Source organism: Methylobacterium variabile, assembly GCF_001043975.1.
Taxonomy (GTDB): domain Bacteria; phylum Pseudomonadota; class Alphaproteobacteria; order Rhizobiales; family Beijerinckiaceae; genus Methylobacterium; species Methylobacterium variabile.
On record NZ_LABY01000156.1, the window covers coordinates 1 to 16,302 of the forward strand.

General features: G+C 72.9%; 16 protein-coding genes. 6 read left to right on the forward strand and 10 right to left on the reverse strand.

From position 1 onward, the window contains the following. Nucleotides 1-75: 75 nt before the first annotated feature. A complete protein-coding gene (locus tag VQ02_RS21155; RefSeq protein WP_048446198.1) occupies nt 76-846 on the reverse strand; it encodes an NAD kinase in 771 nt (256 codons plus the stop codon). Between the two features lie 226 nt (nt 847-1,072). Here VQ02_RS21155 and cutA point away from each other — a divergent pair, with 226 nt between their 5' ends. After that, nucleotides 1,073-1,402 carry a divalent-cation tolerance protein CutA gene (gene cutA / locus VQ02_RS21160; protein ID WP_048446199.1) on the forward strand — a complete coding sequence of 110 codons (330 nt, stop codon included), beginning with the start codon at nt 1,073-1,075 and terminating at the stop codon, nt 1,400-1,402. Nucleotides 1,403-1,409: 7 nt separating this feature from the next. Here the strand turns inward: cutA and VQ02_RS21165 are convergent, their stop codons facing one another. After that, nucleotides 1,410-2,096, reverse strand: coding sequence for a hypothetical protein (locus VQ02_RS21165; RefSeq protein ID WP_048446200.1), 687 nt, complete (start codon nt 2,094-2,096; stop codon nt 1,410-1,412). Further along, nucleotides 2,075-3,040, reverse strand: a complete 966-nt coding sequence (locus tag VQ02_RS21170) for an MBL fold metallo-hydrolase (RefSeq protein ID WP_048446201.1) — start codon at nt 3,038-3,040, stop codon at nt 2,075-2,077. The genes VQ02_RS21165 and VQ02_RS21170 overlap by 22 nt, the downstream gene beginning before the upstream one ends. A gap of 376 nt (nt 3,041-3,416) precedes the next feature. Here VQ02_RS21170 and ggt point away from each other — a divergent pair, with 376 nt between their 5' ends. Then, on the forward strand, nt 3,417-5,162 hold the full coding sequence (ggt, locus tag VQ02_RS21175; RefSeq protein ID WP_209437048.1) for a gamma-glutamyltransferase: 1,746 nt from the start codon (nt 3,417-3,419) through the stop codon (nt 5,160-5,162). A gap of 55 nt (nt 5,163-5,217) precedes the next feature. Here the strand turns inward: ggt and bchE are convergent, their stop codons facing one another. The 6 genes from bchE to VQ02_RS21205 all read right to left on the reverse strand — a co-directional run bounded on the left by bchE (nt 5,218) and on the right by VQ02_RS21205 (nt 11,043). Further along, nucleotides 5,218-6,735, reverse strand: a complete 1,518-nt coding sequence (gene bchE / locus VQ02_RS21180; RefSeq protein WP_048446203.1) for a magnesium-protoporphyrin IX monomethyl ester anaerobic oxidative cyclase — start codon at nt 6,733-6,735, stop codon at nt 5,218-5,220. A gap of 8 nt (nt 6,736-6,743) precedes the next feature. Then, the gene (locus VQ02_RS21185; RefSeq protein ID WP_048446204.1) at nt 6,744-7,472 is read right to left on the reverse strand and encodes a di-trans,poly-cis-decaprenylcistransferase; all 729 of its coding nucleotides are present in this window, start codon (nt 7,470-7,472) and stop codon (nt 6,744-6,746) included. Nucleotides 7,473-7,504: 32 nt separating this feature from the next. Next, nucleotides 7,505-7,888 (reverse strand): winged helix-turn-helix domain-containing protein, encoded by a 384-nt coding sequence (locus VQ02_RS21190; protein ID WP_048446205.1) that lies wholly within the window; start codon nt 7,886-7,888, stop codon nt 7,505-7,507. After that, nucleotides 7,881-8,510, reverse strand: a complete 630-nt coding sequence (locus VQ02_RS21195) for a hypothetical protein (RefSeq protein ID WP_048446206.1) — start codon at nt 8,508-8,510, stop codon at nt 7,881-7,883. The genes VQ02_RS21190 and VQ02_RS21195 overlap by 8 nt, the downstream gene beginning before the upstream one ends. Nucleotides 8,511-8,602: 92 nt before the next feature. Next, nucleotides 8,603-9,841, reverse strand: a complete 1,239-nt coding sequence (locus tag VQ02_RS21200) for a Zn-dependent hydrolase (protein ID WP_048446207.1) — start codon at nt 9,839-9,841, stop codon at nt 8,603-8,605. 251 nt (nt 9,842-10,092) lie between these two features. Beyond that, nucleotides 10,093-11,043 carry an NAD(P)H-dependent flavin oxidoreductase gene (locus tag VQ02_RS21205; protein WP_048446208.1) on the reverse strand — a complete coding sequence of 317 codons (951 nt, stop codon included), beginning with the start codon at nt 11,041-11,043 and terminating at the stop codon, nt 10,093-10,095. Between the two features lie 145 nt (nt 11,044-11,188). Between VQ02_RS21205 and VQ02_RS21210 the strand changes: the two genes are divergently transcribed. Next, entirely contained in the window at nt 11,189-12,409 is a 1,221-nt protein-coding gene (locus tag VQ02_RS21210; RefSeq protein ID WP_048446209.1) for a serine hydrolase domain-containing protein, read from the forward strand. A 22-nt stretch (nt 12,410-12,431) separates the two neighbouring features. Here the strand turns inward: VQ02_RS21210 and VQ02_RS21215 are convergent, their stop codons facing one another. Continuing rightward, nucleotides 12,432-13,223, reverse strand: a complete 792-nt coding sequence (locus VQ02_RS21215) for a DUF2189 domain-containing protein (protein ID WP_048446210.1) — start codon at nt 13,221-13,223, stop codon at nt 12,432-12,434. A gap of 387 nt (nt 13,224-13,610) precedes the next feature. On the opposite strand from VQ02_RS21215, the gene VQ02_RS21220 reads away from it, so the two are divergent. The 3 genes from VQ02_RS21220 to VQ02_RS21230 all read left to right on the forward strand — a co-directional run bounded on the left by VQ02_RS21220 (nt 13,611) and on the right by VQ02_RS21230 (nt 16,136). Further along, nucleotides 13,611-14,432, forward strand: a complete 822-nt coding sequence (locus tag VQ02_RS21220) for a protein-L-isoaspartate O-methyltransferase family protein (RefSeq protein ID WP_048446211.1) — start codon at nt 13,611-13,613, stop codon at nt 14,430-14,432. Nucleotides 14,433-14,521: 89 nt separating this feature from the next. After that, a complete protein-coding gene (locus VQ02_RS21225) occupies nt 14,522-15,163 on the forward strand; it encodes an MBL fold metallo-hydrolase (protein ID WP_048446212.1) in 642 nt (213 codons plus the stop codon). A gap of 10 nt (nt 15,164-15,173) precedes the next feature. Further along, nucleotides 15,174-16,136, forward strand: a complete 963-nt coding sequence (locus tag VQ02_RS21230) for an aldo/keto reductase (protein ID WP_048446213.1) — start codon at nt 15,174-15,176, stop codon at nt 16,134-16,136. Nucleotides 16,137-16,302 lie beyond the last annotated feature (166 nt).

A 16,302-nucleotide genomic window follows, 5' to 3' on the forward strand; every position in this document is an offset into this window, starting at 1 on the left:
GGCGGGGCGCGGGCGGCCCCGGCAACGGATCTATGCGGCGGCCCGCCGGCTTCCAGGGTGCGCGCGTCAGCTGCCTTACCCGAACTGCTCGCGCAGGATGCGCTCCTCCATGCCCTGGCCGGGATCGTGCAGCATCACGAGGTCGGTCGAGCGGTCGAGCTGGGTCTCGACCCGGGCGACGCGGCGGAACTCGGTGTGGTCGGCCACCGCCGCGACCGGGCGGTACTCGGGGTCCTTCACCTCGATGCGGATGCGGACGTGGTTGGGCAGGAGCACGCTGCCCTGGCGCCGGGGCCGGAAGGCCGAGATCGGGGTCAGGGCGATGAGCTGCGACGAGACCGGCAGGATCGGCCCGCCGACCGAAAGGTTGTAGGCGGTGGAGCCGACCGGGGTCGCGGCCAGCACCCCGTCGGCGATCAGCTCGGGCAGGCGCACCTGGCCGTCGATCGAGATCTTCAGCTTGGCGGTCTGGTGGGTCTGGCGCAGCATGTAGACCTCGTTGACCGCCCGCGCCGTGTGGGTGAGGCCGACGACGTCGGTGGCGATCATCAGGAGCGGATGGACGATGCTGCGCTGGGCGACCTCGAGCCGCTCGATCAGATCGTCGAGGTGGAACTCGTTCATCAGGAAGCCGACGGTGCCGCGGTTCATGCCGTAGATCGGCTTGCCCGTGCCCATGAAGCGGTGCAGGGCCTGGAGCATCAGGCCGTCGCCGCCCAGGCCCACCACCACGTCGGCCTCCTCGGGCGGCACGTGGTCGTAGCGCTGCATCAGGAGCTCGGCCGCCTCGCGGGCGTCGGGCGTCGGGCTCGCGATGAAGGCGATCTGGTTGAAGCGCCGCGCCATGTGGGGTGTCCCGACCGCCTGAGCAGGTTTCGCAAAAGTGGTTGCCGGTTTTGCGATAAAAACCTGCGACAAAACAAGGATCTGAGCGGACGAAGCGTTGGCCTGCCAACGCGAGGCTGCTCAGGAGAGGTCCTGCCGCGCTTGCGTACCCGGGGCCGCGCCCCGAGCATGCCCGGGGAGCGAACGGCCGCCGGGCCGTCGCCGGCCGCGTCGCAGGAGGCATAGCATGGAGCGTCCACTTCTCGTCTACACCACCTTCCCGGATGCCGAGGCGGCGCTCGCGGTCGGCGAAGCCCTGGTGCGCGAGCGCCTCGCCGCGTGCCTCAACGTCCTGCCGGGGATGCGCTCGGTCTATGCCTGGAAGGGCGCGGTGGAGCGGGGCGAGGAGGTCGTCGCCCTGATCAAGTCCCGCGAGGCCCTGGCCGAGCCGCTCGTGGCGGCACTGAAGGCCCGGCACCCCTACGAGACGCCGGTGATCCTGACCCTGCCGGCGGGGGCCGACCCGGCGACCCTGGCCTGGCTCGTCGCCGAGACGGGTGGGACGAATCCGGCCTGAGCCCGCCTCACCAGAGCGAGAACTCCGTGGCGAAGTCCGTGGTGTGGAGCCGGCCGCAGGGCTTGGCCCGGCACTCGCCCTGCGGCCGGAGCGCGAGCCGTCCCGAGGCCTCGCGCTCCAGGCGCAGCCGCACCGGCGGGTCGTCCGCCTTGGTGTAGACGAGGCTGACCTCGAACCGGACGAAGTCGTAGGCCTTGGCGTCGGCGTAGACGATCGAGTCCCGCGAGACCGCCTCGCCGGGGTTGAGGTCCGAGGGCTCGCCCCCGTCCGTCGCGCCGGCGAAGAGCTTGCCCTGGCGCAGGATCACGGTGCCGGGCTCGTCGAGGGCGTAGGCACCGGCCGCCTCGCCCGACGACGCGGCATCCGCCCCGAACCGGACCCGGATGCCGCTGACGTTGTAGACGAGGCCGAGGACCCGCACGCCGGTCTCGCCGACGTTGCGGCGGGTCACGGTCGACCGGATCGCGACGTGCCCGTCGCGCTCGCCGGCCTTGGCAAGGCCGGTCGTGACCGACACCACCGGCGGCGCCAGCCCCGGCTTGATGCGCGCCTCGTACACGAAGGTGTAGACGCCCCAGGCCCCGGCACCCAGGATCGCCAGGGTCTGCACCAGCGTGTTGACGCGGTCGAGGTCGAGGCGGCGCGGGGCGCCGGCCATGCCGGGCGCGGCGCTCAGGCCGGGCCCAGGCCCCATTGCAGCGGCACGAACTCGTAAGTCCCGCCGGCCCGGGCGATGTGGCCGGCGGCCGGGAACGGGGCGTGGTAGAAGGCCACCGGCAGCCGCTCGTCGGCCGCCATCGCGAGCACCCGGTGGCGGGTGGCGCGGGCCTGGTCGGCGTCCATGTCGAACAGGGCCGACCAGTCGGGATGGCGCACGAACAGGGCCGGATGGTTGGTGATGTCGGAGGCGATCAGGAGCCGGCGCCCGCCGGAATCGAGCCGGAACGAGGTGTGGCCCGGGGTGTGGCCCGGCGTGCCGAGCGCCGTGAGGCCCGGAAGCACCTCCTTGTCCCAGGCGTAGCGCTCGACCTTGAGGCCGCTGCCGAAGGTCTTCTGCACGGCCCCGAGCGTGGCCTTCAGGGCCTCCGGCGGATTGGCCATCCGGCCGTCATCCATCCAGAAGCGCCACTCGGGCTCCGGCACCGCGACCACGGCGTTCGGGTAGGTCGGGGTACCGTCCTTGCGCTTGAGGCCGAGGATGTGGTCGGGGTGGAAGTGGCTGATCACCACCGCGTCGACCGAGCCCGGATCGATCCCGGCGAGCGCCAGACCGCGCAAGGTGCCCCCGGTGCCGGGCGGGCCGTTGTCGGCGAAGCCCGCATCGACCAGCACCCGCTTGCCCCCGAGGGTGAGGAGGAGCGGCGTGAAGGTGATCGGCAGGGCGTCGGTCGGCAGGAAGGCCTGCGCCAGGGCCGCCTGCACCTCGGGGAGGGCTGCGTTGCGCACGAAGCCGGCATCGAGGGGACGCCGCACCCCGCCCTCGTGCAGGGCCGTGACCGACGCCTCGCCCAGGGCGTAGCGGTAGACCCCCGGCAGGTCGGCGGCCGGAGCGCCGCCACCGGCGAGGCCCGGCGCGCTCGTCAGGGCGGGGCCGGCGAGGACGCCTCCGGCCATGAGGGTGCGGCGGGTCATCGACATGGTGGAGGCCTCCCTGTGCATCTGCCCTGCGCAGCTAGGGCGCGGTGCGCCGAAGTGGATGCCGGTCTGCCAAGTCCCGTCATTTTCGCCGGTCGGACCGGCCCCCTGACAGCGGGTCGCTCGGAAGCGCCATCGCCGCCCGAAGCGATCCGGCCCGTCCGGCGTCCAGACGAGGCTCGTTGCTGCCATGCGTCGATGTCCGCCCGACGATCGATCGCGCTTCCCGGCAGGAAGGCAAGTCGTTATGAGCGCCCCGTCGCCCGTCCGGCCCTGAAACAAGGTCCGGCGGACGGGGCGCGGTCCAGGGGAGGGGCGCTGCGAGACCGGCACGATGCGGGGCCCGCAGACGCCACGGCCGTCTCGAACCACGAAAGGCATGATGGCAATGCGCGCTAGGATCGTCTCGGTCACCATCAGTCTCGTCACGGCGCTTCTCGTCTCGACCGTCCCGCGAGAAGCCGCGGTCGCGGCCTCGCGGGCGCCGGTCGCCGCCGAGCACGGCATGGTCGCCACGGCGCAGCACTACGCGACGAAGGTCGGCGTCGACGTGCTGAAGCAGGGCGGCAACGCCGTCGATGCCGCGGTCGCGGTCGGCTACGCCCTCGCGGTGGTCTATCCGGCCGCCGGCAACCTGGGCGGCGGCGGATTTATGACCATCCAGCGGGCGGACGGCAGCCGGACGTTCCTGGACTTCCGCGAGAAGGCGCCCCTCGCCGCCACGCGGGACATGTTCCTCGGCAAGGACGGAAACGTCGTCAAGGGCTTGAGCACGAAGGGCTTCCTGGCGGTCGGCGTGCCCGGCACCGTGGCCGGGCTGGACTACGCGCTCGCCAAGTACGGGACGCTCCCCCGCGCCACGGTGATGGCGCCTTCCGTCGCGCTCGCCGAGGAGGGCTTCACCCTCGACCAGGGCGACGTGGACATGCTCAGCCTCGCCGCGGAGGATTTCGGCAGGGATCCCGCGTCCGCCAGGATCTTCCTCGACCAGGGACGGCCCTACGCGGTGGGCGAGAGGCTCGTCCAGAAGGATCTCGCCGGGACGCTGCGGGCGATCAGCGCGCGGGGGCGGGACGGATTCTACAAGGGGGCGGTCGGCGACGCCCTGACGGCGGCGAGCCGCGCGCAGGGAGGCCTCATCGTCCAGGCCGACCTCGACCGCTACACCACGCGGGAGCTGCCCCCGATCGAGTGCGACTACCGCGGCTACCGGGTGATCTCGGCCCCGCCGCCCAGCTCGGGCGGGGTGGTGATCTGCGAGATGCTGAACATCCTCGAAGGCTACGACCTGGCGGGGCTGGGCTGGGGCTCGGCGCAGGCGATCCACTACGAGATCGAGGCCATGCGCCACGCCTATATCGACCGCAACAGTTACCTGGGCGATCCCGATTTCGTGAAGAACCCGGTCGAGCGGCTGACCGACAAGGCCTACGCGGCGAAGATCCGGGCGTCGATCGACCCGCAGAAGGCCGGCGACTCCGCCGCCCTCAAGCCGGGCGTTCCGCCGCACGAGGGCAGCAACACGACCCACTACTCGATCGTCGACAGCCAGGGCAACGCCGTCTCGGTGACCTACACCCTCAACGACTGGTTCGGCACGCGGATCGTCGCGGAGGGGACCGGCGTCCTCCTGAACAACGAGATGGACGACTTCACCGCGAAGGTCGGCGTCCCGAACATCTACGGCCTGCTCCAGGGCGAGGCGAACGCCATCGCGCCCGGCAAGACGCCCTTGAGCTCGATGAGCCCAACCATCGTCACCAAGGACGGCAAGCCGGTCTTCGTCACCGGAACGCCCGGCGGCAGCCGGATCATCACGGTCGTCCTGCACAGCATCCTCAACGTGGTCGATTACGGGATGAACGTGCAGGAAGCCGCGGATGCGCCGCGCATCCACCACCAGTGGATGCCCGACGTGACCAACGTCGAGCGCTTCGCCCTCTCGCCGGACACCCGCAAGATTCTGGAAGGCATGGGCCACAGGTTCGGACCGCCCCAGCCGGCGAACCACCTCTCGGCGATCCTGATCGGCGCACCGACCCTCGGCGGCAAGCCGGTGGGGTCCTTCCGCTACTACGGCGCCAACGACCCGCGGCGGAACACCGGGAGCGCGCAGGGGTACTGAGCGCTGTCCGAGGCGGGCGCGTCGCGGGGGCCCGCTCTCCCGCGACGCACGGATGTCAGGCGCCGCGCCCGCCGGCCCGGCGGGCCGGGCGCATCGCCTCCTCCTCGCCGTCCTGGGGCGCGCCCCAGAACGCCGCCACGGTCGGCCCGTCCGCCACCCGGCGGTCGCGGAAGAGGAAGCTGCGGATCTCGTGGAACCAGACCCGCCGGCCCATGCGGGCGTACCAGCGCATGGCGTGGCGCAGGGCGGGATCGGGGTGGAAGAGGGTGCGGGCGAGCGCCCGCGGCCGGGCCTGGAGCACCACCTCGGCGAGCTTGACCCAGGCGAGGACCCGCCAGGGCGGCAGGTGGCGGGTCGCCAGCACCTGGTGCTTGTAGTCCCAGCGCCGCCGGTCGGTCTGGATCACCCGGCGCCCGGCGGCGAGGCGGAAGTAGGGCGTCCAGCGGTGCGGCGTGACGTAGAGCATCTGGATCTGGTCGGGATCGTACGACAGGAGCTGGCGCAGGCCGCGCCAGTGGTCGGCATCCGTCTCCTCCTCGAACCCCACCACCCAGGTCGCCATCGACAGGATACCGTGCCGGCGCAGCAGGCGGATCGCCTCCCGGTCCGTCGCGGTGGCCCCACCCTTGCGGATGAGCGCCAGCGTCGCGGCGTCGGTGCTCTCGAGCCCGAGGAGGAAGCGCTGCCAGCCGGCCTTCCGGTAGAGCGGCAGGAGGTCGGCGTCGCGCACGATGTCGTCGGCCCGGGTCGAGCCGACCAGGATCAGGTCGACCTCCTCGGCGACCAGAGCCTCCAGGAAGGCGCGCCAGGCCTTGGGCGAGGCGGTCGGGTTCTCGTCGGCGAAGTTGACGACCCGGACGCCGTGCTCCCGGTGCAGGCGGGCGAGCTCGCGGGCGAAGAGGATAGGGTTGCTGTGGCGCCAGCGGGTCCAGAAGCCGCGCTGGCCGCAATAGCTGCACGGGTGCGGGCAGCCGCGGGAGAACTGCACCACCACTGCCCGCAACCCGCCCCAGTAGGAGTAGCGGGCGTGGTCGATCAGCTCCCAGCCGACCCGGTAGGCGTCGAGATCCTGAATCGTCGGCGCGGGAGGCGTGGCGAAGGGCTCGCCCCCGCGCCGGATCGCCAGGCCGGGCACCGCGTCGAGGGGCGCGCCGGCGGCCAGCGCCGCCACGAGGCGCCTGGCGGTCTCCTCGCCCTCGCCGCGCACGATCGCGGTGAGGTGCGGCTCCTCGGCCAGGATCTCGCGCCAGTGATAGGTCGGGTAGACGCCGCCGTAGACGATCGCCGCAGCAGGCAGGCGGGCCGCAACGGCGCGGGCCACGGCGGCGATCACCGGATGGCCGGAGGTCGAGCCGGAATGGCCGAACAGCACCGCGTCCGGCGCCCAGGCGACCGCCGCGCGGATGAGGTCGGGGAGCGGCATCGGGCCGAACTCGCCGTCGATCAGCCGCACCGCATGGCCGTCGTCGAGGAGGGGACCGCCGACGGCGAGGAGGCCCAGCGGCGGCAGGTGATCGTCCGGGATGCGGCTGCCGATCGCCGGATGCGGCACGTTGACGAGGAGGACGCGCATGGCGGGGCTCACGCCGCCGCCGGCAGCCCGCCGAAGCGGCGCTGGCGCGAGCGGAAGGCGGCCATCGCGGCGGCGAGCTCCGCCTCGCCGAAATCCGGCCAGGTGCAGGGAGTGAAGTGCAGCTCGGCGTAGGCGCTCTCCCAGAGCAGGAAGTCGGAGAGGCGCTGCTCGCCGCTGGTGCGGATCACCAGGTCGACCTCCGGGGCGCCGTCGCCGGTGACGAGGCGGGCGAAGTCCTCGCGGGTGACAGCGGGGTCCGCGGCGCGGGCGGCGGCCAGGATCGCGTCGCGGGCCGAGTAGTCGAGGGCGATGCGCAGGTGCAAGCGGGGACCGTCCCGGGTCGCGGCCTCGGCGGCGGCGATCGCTTGGGCCAAGCCCGCCGGCAGACGGTCGCGCCGGCCGATCGCGGTGAGGCGCACGCCGTCGCGGCGCAACCGCTCGACCTCGCGCGTCAGGTAGAGGCGCAGCAGGGCCATCAGCCCGGCGACCTCGGCCGGCGGACGGCGCCAGTTGTCGGAGGAGAAGGCGTAGAGCGTCAGCGTGCCGATGCCCTGGCCCGGCGCGGCCTGCGCCACCCGCCGCACCGTCGCGACGCCGGCCTCGTGCCCGACGCTCCGGGGCAGGCCGCGCGTCTCAGCCCAGCGGCCGTTGCCGTCCATGATGAGGCCGACATGGAGCCTCGCTTCCTGGAGCCGGGCTTCCTGGAGCTTGTCTTGCTGGATAGAAGCGCTTTGCATTGCAAAGTCTCCGGTCAAATAAAAGAGGGAGATCACGCGGGGAGGGGGTCGGGGTCGCGGTTGTCCTGACCTTGACCGTCGCCTTGACCTTGGCGGGCGGCCTCGGCGGCGTCGCGGACCACGCGCTCCAGCACCGCGAGGTAGTCGACGAAGCGCTGCCGCCCGGCGGGCGTGAGGCGGCAGGTGGTCAGCGGGCGCCGCCCCTCGTAGCCCTTGCGGATCTCCACCAGCCCGGCCTCCTCCAGCACCCCGAGGTGGCGGCTGAGGTTCCCGTCGGTCAGGCCGCAGAGCTGCTTGAGGTCGGAAAAGGCCAGGGGCTTCGGGTGGGAGGCGAGCGCGGTGAGCAGGCTGAGCCGCGCCCGCTCGTGCATCACCCGGTCGAGCCCGTCATAGGCGAACGGTGCGGGGTCACGCATCGACGTCACCTCCGGGGGCGAGGTGGAGGATGATGGCCAGCAGGGCCTGGCCGCCCGCGAAGGGCAAGCCCATGGTCCAGGGCGAGAGGGCGTGCCCGTCGGCGGCGACCGCGATGGCGCCGAGGCCGGCCACGACGTACCAGGCCGCCCCCCAGGCGACCGGCCGCGGCAGGGCCCGCAGGGAGGCGAACAGTCCGAGGCCGACCAGGATCTGCCACAGGCCCGGCAGCAGCCATAAGGCCTCCGGGGCGAGGCGCGCCAGCACCAGGAGGAGCAGCGCCCCGGCGGCGCCCGCCGGCAGGAAGGCCTCGACGGCGTTGAGGATCATCGCGTCGGCGAGGCCCGAATGGTGCCGGCGGCTGCGCGCCAGCATCTCGGCCCCGACCAACGCCACGGCGACCACCGCCGTGGCGATCCAGCCGAACAGGAAGGCGAGGGGCTGGGCGGTCGGATCGTCGAGGAGGAGCGCCTGCAGGATCGCGGTCGCGAGCGCCAGGGCGCCGGTGACCGCGAGCGCGGAGGGGCCGTAGCCCTGGAAGGCGGTGCCGGCGGCAACCTGGCTGCGGATCGCCACGATGTCGGCCAGCACCCGGTCGAGATCGGCCCTGTCGAGGTCGCGCATCGGGGGTCTCGCATCAACTTTCTGATGCAAAGTACATCGATGCGCAAAGTCGCGCAAGCGGATTCGGGCGGACTTGACGCCGCCCGGCCGCGCTACCGGTTGGCCCGCGCCAGGGCGGCATGGAGCAGCAGGTTCACGCCCGGCAGGGTCGGCTCCAGGGCGATGTCCTCGGCCTCGTTGTGGGTGATGCCGTCTCGGCAGGGGGTGAAGATCATGCAGGCCGGGGCGACGCGGGCGACGTGGTAGGCGTCGTGGCCGGCCTGGGAGCGCAGGTCCATGGTCGGGATCGCGAGGCGCTCCGCCGTCTCCCGCAGGAGGCCGATCAGCCCGTCATCGAAGGAGAAGACCCCGAATCCCCACTCCTCGGCGATCTTGATCTCGGTGAGCGAGCGGGTGGCGCAGTCGGGCAGGGCGGCGCGCAGGGACGCCTTCATGGTCTCGAGGGTCTCGAGCTTGGGCGCCCGCATGTCGATGAAGAGCTCGGCGTATTCCGAGAGCGTGCCGGGAAGGTTCGGCACCAGGTCGAGCCGGGCGGCGGTGGCCTTGGCGTCGGTGTCGGCATGCGCCCAGCCGATGTCGTTGACCGCCACCGCCACCATGGCGGCGCCGACCAGCGCATTGTGGCGCTCGGCCATCGGGGTCGGGCCGGTATGGGCGGTGGCGCCCTCGACGGCGATGCGCATGCCGCAGCTCGGATAGCCGCCGGTGACGATGCCGACCGGCACGCCGGCCCGGTCGAGGGCCGGGCCCTGCTCGATGTGCAGTTCGAAATAGGCGTCGATCGTCCGGCCGCCGACCGGCTCGGACCCGCGATAGCCGATGCCGTCGAGGGCGTCGCCGAAGCGCACCCCGTCGCGGTCGCGCCGGTTCTCGACCCAGTCCGGCGTCGCCTGGCCGGACCAGGCGAGCGAGCACAGCATCGGCGGCGAGAACCGCGCGCCCTCCTCGTTGGTCCAGTTCACCACCTCGATGCTGCGCCGCGTGGCGATTCCGAGATCGTCGAGGGTGCGCAGGACCTCGAGCCCGGCGAGCACGCCGAGGATGCCGTCGAAGCGCCCGCCGGCCCACTGGGTGTCGAGGTGGCTGCCGATCACCACCGGCGGCAGGCCGGGCTCGGTGCCCTCGCGCCGCAGAACCATGTTGCCGAGCCCGTCGACGGTGAGCGGATAGCCGCCCTCCGCCGCCCAGGCTCTGAGCTGGTCGCGCATCACCCGGTCGGGCTCGGTCAGGGTCAGGCGCCGCAGGCCGCCCCGGGGCCCGGTGCCGATGCCCGCCGACACCATCAGGGTGTCCCAGAGCCGGTTGCCGTTCACGGAGAGGTTGGTGGTCATGGCGGGGCCTTGCGCTCGCGTCGAGGGAGATGCGCGCTCCAGGATGCGAGGGCCGTGCCGAGCCGGCAAGCGCCGGGCGCGGGGGTGGGGTGTGCGGCGGAATGGATGGGTTCGTCGGGTGGAGCGACGCTCCCAGAACGACCCCAACCCTTTCCCGGGTCTCCTTCCGCTGACGCCGCAGTCGTGCAGGCCCGTTCCGGGCCCGGAAAGGCGAGGCTGGCGCGAAGCGTCGCGCCAGCCCTCGATCCACCTTACGATAGCCGCGCCCGCGCCGCCGCGTATTCCGCCTTCAGCCGGTCGATCACCACGGCGGTCGCGGGCGCGTCGTCGATGGTGCCGACGCCCTGGCCGGCGCCCCAGATGTCGCGCCAGGCCTTGGTGGTGCCCGAGCCGAAGTTCATCTTGGTCTTGTCGACCTCCGGGAGCGCATTGGGGTCGAGGCCGGCGGCGGTCACGCTCGGGCGCAGGTAGTTGCCGGGCACGCCGGTGAAGTAGGGCGTGTACATCACGTCCGCGGCCGTCGTGCCGACGATCATCTCCTTGTAGGCCGGGGCGGCGTTGGCCTCCTGCGTGGCGATGAAGCGGGTGCCCATGTAGGCGAGGTCGGCGCCCATCGCCTGGGCGGCGAGGATCGAGGCGCCGGTGGTGATCGCGCCCGACAGGATCAGCGGCCCGTCGTAGAAGCGCCGCATCTCGCTCACCAGGGCGAAGGGCGAGAGCGTGCCGGCGTGCCCCCCGGCCCCGGCGCAGACCAGGATCAGCCCGTCGACGCCGGCCTCCAGCGCCTTCTCGGCGTGGCGCACCGTGGTGACGTCGTGGAAGACGAGGCCGCCCCAGCCATGCGCCGCCGAGACCACCGCATCGGGGGCCCTGAGCGACGTGATGATGATCGGCACCTTGTGCTTGGCGCAGACCATCATGTCGTGCTCGAGCCGGTCGTTCGAGGCGTGGACGATCTGGTTGACGGCGTAGGGCGCGACGATCCGGTCGGGCTCGGCCGCCTTGGCTTGCTCGAGCGCCCCGGTGATCTGCGTCAGCCAGGCGTCGAGGGCCTCCTTCGGCCGGGCGTTGAGGGCCGGGAACGAGCCGACGACGCCGTTGACGCACTGCGCGATCACGAGGTCCGGCCCCGAGACGATGAACATCGGCGAGGCGATCACCGGCAGGGCGAGGGCGTGGCTGAGGCTGTCGGGCAGGGACATCGGCGGCGTTGCTCCCGGGGCGTCGTTCGCGGTCTCGTTACGCTCCCGCATCGCACCGGCTCCCGGGTGCGGTCAACGGGCGGCTTGACGGGCGCGCGCGCCGGCTCTCCTCTTCGCGCCTCCACTGGCGACCAGGAGTCACGGCGTGCAGGCTGAGATCGGAACCCCGGAGGCGGTCGGCCTCTCGTCGGAGCGGCTGGAACGGATCGTCCCGTGGATGCGGGGCTACGTCGCGGCCGGCAAGCTGCCGGGCCTGTCGGTGACCGTGGCCCGGCGCGGCCAGGTGGTCTTCTCCCGCTCGGAGGGCCTGCGCGACCTCGCCCGCGGCCTGCCGATGGAGGACGACACCATCGTGCGCATCTACTCGATGACGAAGCCGCTCACCTCGACGGCGATCCTGATGCTGTACGAGGAAGGCCTGTTTCAGCTCGACGATCCCATCACCCGCTTCCTGCCGGAGTTCCGGGACATGCGGGTGCTCGTCGGCGGCAGCCGGCTGCGTCCCGAGACGGTGCCGGCGGAGCGCGACATCACCTTTCGTGATCTCCTCACCCACACCTCGGGCCTGACCTACGGCTTCATGGACGCGACGCTCGTCGACCGGATGTACCGGGAGGAGGGCGTCGACTTCCAGACCGCCGAGACCACGCTCGCCGAGATCGTGGCGAGGGCCGCGCGCCAGCCGCTGCTCGCCCAGCCCGGGGCGGAGTGGAACTACAGCATCGCCACCGACGTGCTGGGCCACCTCGTGGCGGTGATCTCAGGGATGCCCTTCGACGACTTCCTGCGCGAGCGGATCATCCGGCCGCTCGGCATGGTCGACACCGACTTCCACGTGCCGCCTGAGAAGCTCTCACGGTTCGCCTCGAACTACGCGCTGGGCGAGGGCGGCCGGCTGACCCTGATCGACGACGCCCGAGAGGGCCGCTACGCGCGGCCCCGCACCGCGCCCTCCGGCGGCGGCGGCCTCGTCTCGACGGCGTCCGACTACGCCCGGTTCTGCCGCTTCATCCTCGGCGGCGGGGCGCTCGACGGCGTGAGGCTGCTGGGCCGCAAGACCGTGGCGCTGATGACCGCCAACCACCTGCGCGGCGACCTCGCCGACATGGGCCAGCCGCGGTTCTCGGAATCGAGCTACAGCGGCATCGGCTTCGGCCTCGGCTTCTCGGTGATGCTCGATCCGGCGAAGGCGCAGATCCTCGGCACCCCGGGCGAGGTCGCCTGGGGCGGGGCCGCCTCGACGGCGTTCTGGATCGACCCCGCCGAGGACCTGTTCGTGATCCTGCTGACGCAGCTCATGCCGTCCTCGACCTGGCCGATCCGGCGCGAGCTGCGGGTGCTGACCTACGCGGCGCTCACCGAGTGACCGCCGCGCGACCGGGCGGGCGTCAGGGCGCCACCGACCGGCGGTAGAGGTGCCAGGTGGCGTGGCCGAGCACCGGCATCACCACCGCGAGCCCGACGAACAGCGACAGCATGCCGATGACGAGCAGTCCCGCCACGATGGCGCCCCAGGCGAGCATCGTGACGGGGTTCTCCCGCATCAGCGCCAGCGAGGTCTCGATCGCGGTGCCCGCATCGGTGTCCTGGTCGATGATGAGCGGGATCGAGACCGCGCTCACCGCCAGCGCCAGCAGCGAGAACGCCGCGCCCACGAGGTTGCCGGTGAGGATCAGCATCCAGCCCCGGGGCGTGGTCAGCACGTCGTCCAGGAAGGCGAGGAGCGAAGGGTCCGCGATCCCGCCGTAGAGCGCCCAGTACAGCCCCATGGCGGCGCAGAGCCAGGCGAGGAAGATCAGCGCCAGCACCACGCCGACCGCCAGGACCGCCCTGGCCGAGTGGCCGCGCAAGGGGGTGTAGGCGTCGGTCCAGGACGCGGGCAGGCCCCATTCCCGCCGCCGGCTGAGCTCGTACAGGCCGAGCGCCGCGAAGGGCCCGATCAGCGCGAAGCCGGAGGCGAGGGGAAAGAGGATCGGGATCAGGTCCTGCTCGAAGGTCGCCGCCGCGATGATCACGCCGGCGACCGGATAGATCAGCACCACGAACAGCACGTGGGTCGGCATCGCCAGGAAATCGTCGAAGCCCCGCGACAGGGCGGCCTTGAGGTCCTGGAAGCCGATCTGCCGCACGGCCGGGCGGGCGGCGGCGTAGCCGCGGGCGGGGGTGGACAAGCTCGTCATCGCGTCTCCTCCGGTCGTTTCGGAGGCGCCCACGACGGGCAGGCCGGGCCGTGCGATGGCCGTCTGGCGGCGGTCTTGTCGTCACGGATCCGGTCCGGTCCGCGAAAGGGCGCCGGACGAGTGGATCGCAAGCAGTTCCGGCCCCGGATCGTGATCCCGGTCCGCCGGACCGGGCATTCCGCCCGGTGAGGCCCCCGCCTCTCACCCAGAGGTAGCGCGGCCCCGGCGCGTCCACCAGGGGCCGGCCGCGCACGATCACGCGACGGAAGCCGTCGGGCGGACGCGGCCCGGGGCGCCGCCCGCCTCGCCATCGCGCCGGGCCGGCCCGGAACCGGCCCGGCGCCGGTCCGTTCGCCTCCTGTCCGGGACGTGAGGGCCGACCAGGCGATGACCGACCTCTCGCAGCAGCGCGCCGCCTACGCGGCCCGCATCGCCGCCCGGGCCCGGACGGACGATCCGGCGCTGATCCGCGCCTTCGCGACGGTGCCGCGGGAGGCCTTCTGCGGCCCCGGTCCCTGGACCGTGCTCGGCGAGGACGGGGCCGGCACGGTGGAGGACCCCGCCGGGCTCTACCGGGACGTGCTGGTGGCCCTGCGCCCGGCGGCGGGCCTCAACAACGGCGAGCCGAGCCTGCACGCCCTCTGCCTCGCGGCGGCGCGGCCGCGGCCCGGCGAGCGGGCGGTGCAGGTGGGGGCGGGGGGCGGCTACTACACAGCCATCCTGGCCGAGCTGGTGGGACAAGCGGGCCGCGTCGACGCCTACGAGGTCGAGCCGAGCCTCGCCGCCGCGGCCCGGGCCGCCCTGGCGGGCTACGCCCAGGTGACCGTGCACGCGCGCTCCGGCGCCGAAGCGCCGCTGCCGCCGGCCGACCTCGTGACGGTGGCGGCCGGTGCCACGGCGCCGCTGCCCGTGTGGCTCGACGCCCTCGCCCCCGGCGGACGCCTGCTGGTGCCGCTGACCGCCGAGCGCGGCGGCGGCGGGATGCTGCTGGCGGCCCGGCCCGCAGGGGAGCCGGCGGAGGTCTGGCCGGCCCGCATCCTGTCGCCGGTGAGCTTCGTGCCCTGCGCCGGCGCCCGCCGGCCCGACGAGGCGGCCCGCCTCGCCGCCGCCTTCCGCGACCGGGACTGGCGGCGGGTGCACGCCCTGCACCGGAGCGGGGCGCCGGCACCGGGGGCGTTCGTCGCCGGCGAGGGCTGGTGGCTGGCCTGACGGGGACGGGCTGAGGCCCGGGGTGCCGCCCCGCCCGCATCCGGTCTACAAGGAGCGACGCATCCCCGCCTCCCATTATAAGGCCGATCATGCCGAGCACGCCCCGCGCCGCGATCATCCCGGTGACGCCGTTCCAGCAGAACTGCACCCTCCTGTGGTGCGAGGCGACGAAGCGGGCCGCGGTGGTCGATCCCGGCGGCGACCTCGAGCGCATCCAGGCGGCGATCGCCAAGGCCGGGGTCACGGTCGAGAAGATCCTGCTCACCCACGGCCACATCGACCATGCCGGCGGCGCCGCCGACCTGCGCGACGCCCTCAAGGTGCCGGTCGAGGGGCCGCACCTCGCCGACAAGCCGCTCCTCGACAGCCTGCCCGAGACCGGGGCGGCCTACGGCATCGACGGTGCGAAGGTCATCACGCCCGACCGCTGGCTCTCCGAGGGCGACACCGTCACGGTGGGCGAGCTGACCTTCGACGTGCTGCACTGCCCCGGCCATTCCCCGGGCAGCGTGGTGCTAGTGAGCCGGGACGCCCGCTTCGCCCAGGTCGGCGACGTGCTGTTCCGGGGCTCGGTCGGCCGCACCGACCTGCCGGGGGGCGACCACGCCGCCCTGATCGCCTCGATCAAGACCAAGCTCCTGCCGCTCGGCGACGACGTCGCCTTCATCCCCGGCCACGGCCCGACCGGCACGATCGGGCAGGAGCGGCTGTCGAACCCGTTTCTGCAGTAGGATCGTCGCCATGGACCTGCGTCCCCTCGGCCGCTCCGGCCTCTCCGTCCCGCCGTTCTGCTTCGGCGGCAACGTCTTCGGCTGGACCGCCGACGAGGCGACCTCGTTCGCGCTGCTCGACCGCCTGCTCGAGGCCGGCTTCACCTTCGTCGATACCGCCGACGTCTACTCGCGCTGGGCGCCGGGTCATCAGGGGGGCGAGTCCGAGGCGGTGATCGGGCGCTGGCTCAAGGCGAGCAGAGCCCGCGACCGCATGACCATCGCCACCAAGGTCGGCATGGACATGGGGGACGGCCGCAAGGGCCTCAAGGCGTCCTACATCGAGCGGGCGGTGGAGGACTCGCTGCGCCGGCTCCAGACCGACCGGATCGACCTCTACCAGTCCCACACCGACGATGCCGAGACGCCGCTGGAGGAGACGCTGTCGGCCTACGACCGGCTGATCCGCGCCGGCAAGGTGCGGGCGATCGGCGCCTCGAACTACGCCGCCGCCCGCCTGCGCGAGGCGCTGGCGGTGGCCGAGCGCGAGGGCCTTCCCCGCTACGAGTGCCTGCAACCGGGCTACAGCCTGGCCGACCGGGAGGATTACGAGGCGGAGCTCGAGCCCCTGTGCCGGGAGGAGGGGCTCGGGGTGATCTCCTACTTCTCCCTCGCGGCGGGCTTCCTCACGGGCAAGTACCGCCATGCCGGTGCCGCCGCCGGCCGTGCCCGGGAGGCCCGGGTCTCGGCCTACCTCAACCCGCGCGGCCTCGCCTTCCTCGACCTCCTCGACGCGGTCGCCCGGGAGCACGGGGCCACCCCGGCCCAGGTCGCCATCGCCTGGCTGGTGGCGCGGCCCGGCCTCACCGCGCCGATCGCCAGCGCCACCTCGGTGGCGCAGCTCGACGAGCTGCTGGGCGGCGTGCGCCTCGCCCTCGACCCGGCGGCCTCCGCCCGGCTCGAAGAGGCGAGCCGGGGCTCGCTCAGGGGCTGACAGGCGCCCGTTGGCGGATCCTTAACGGGGTGCGGCGAAACGTAACCTCGGTTATCGTCCGGCAGGGGTGGACAGGGCTCCCGGCCCACCTCCGCCGGGCTCCGAAAAGCGTCCGCTGCGGCGCCGAAAACCGATGCAATTTCAAGGCGGAATGCTTACATCAGGG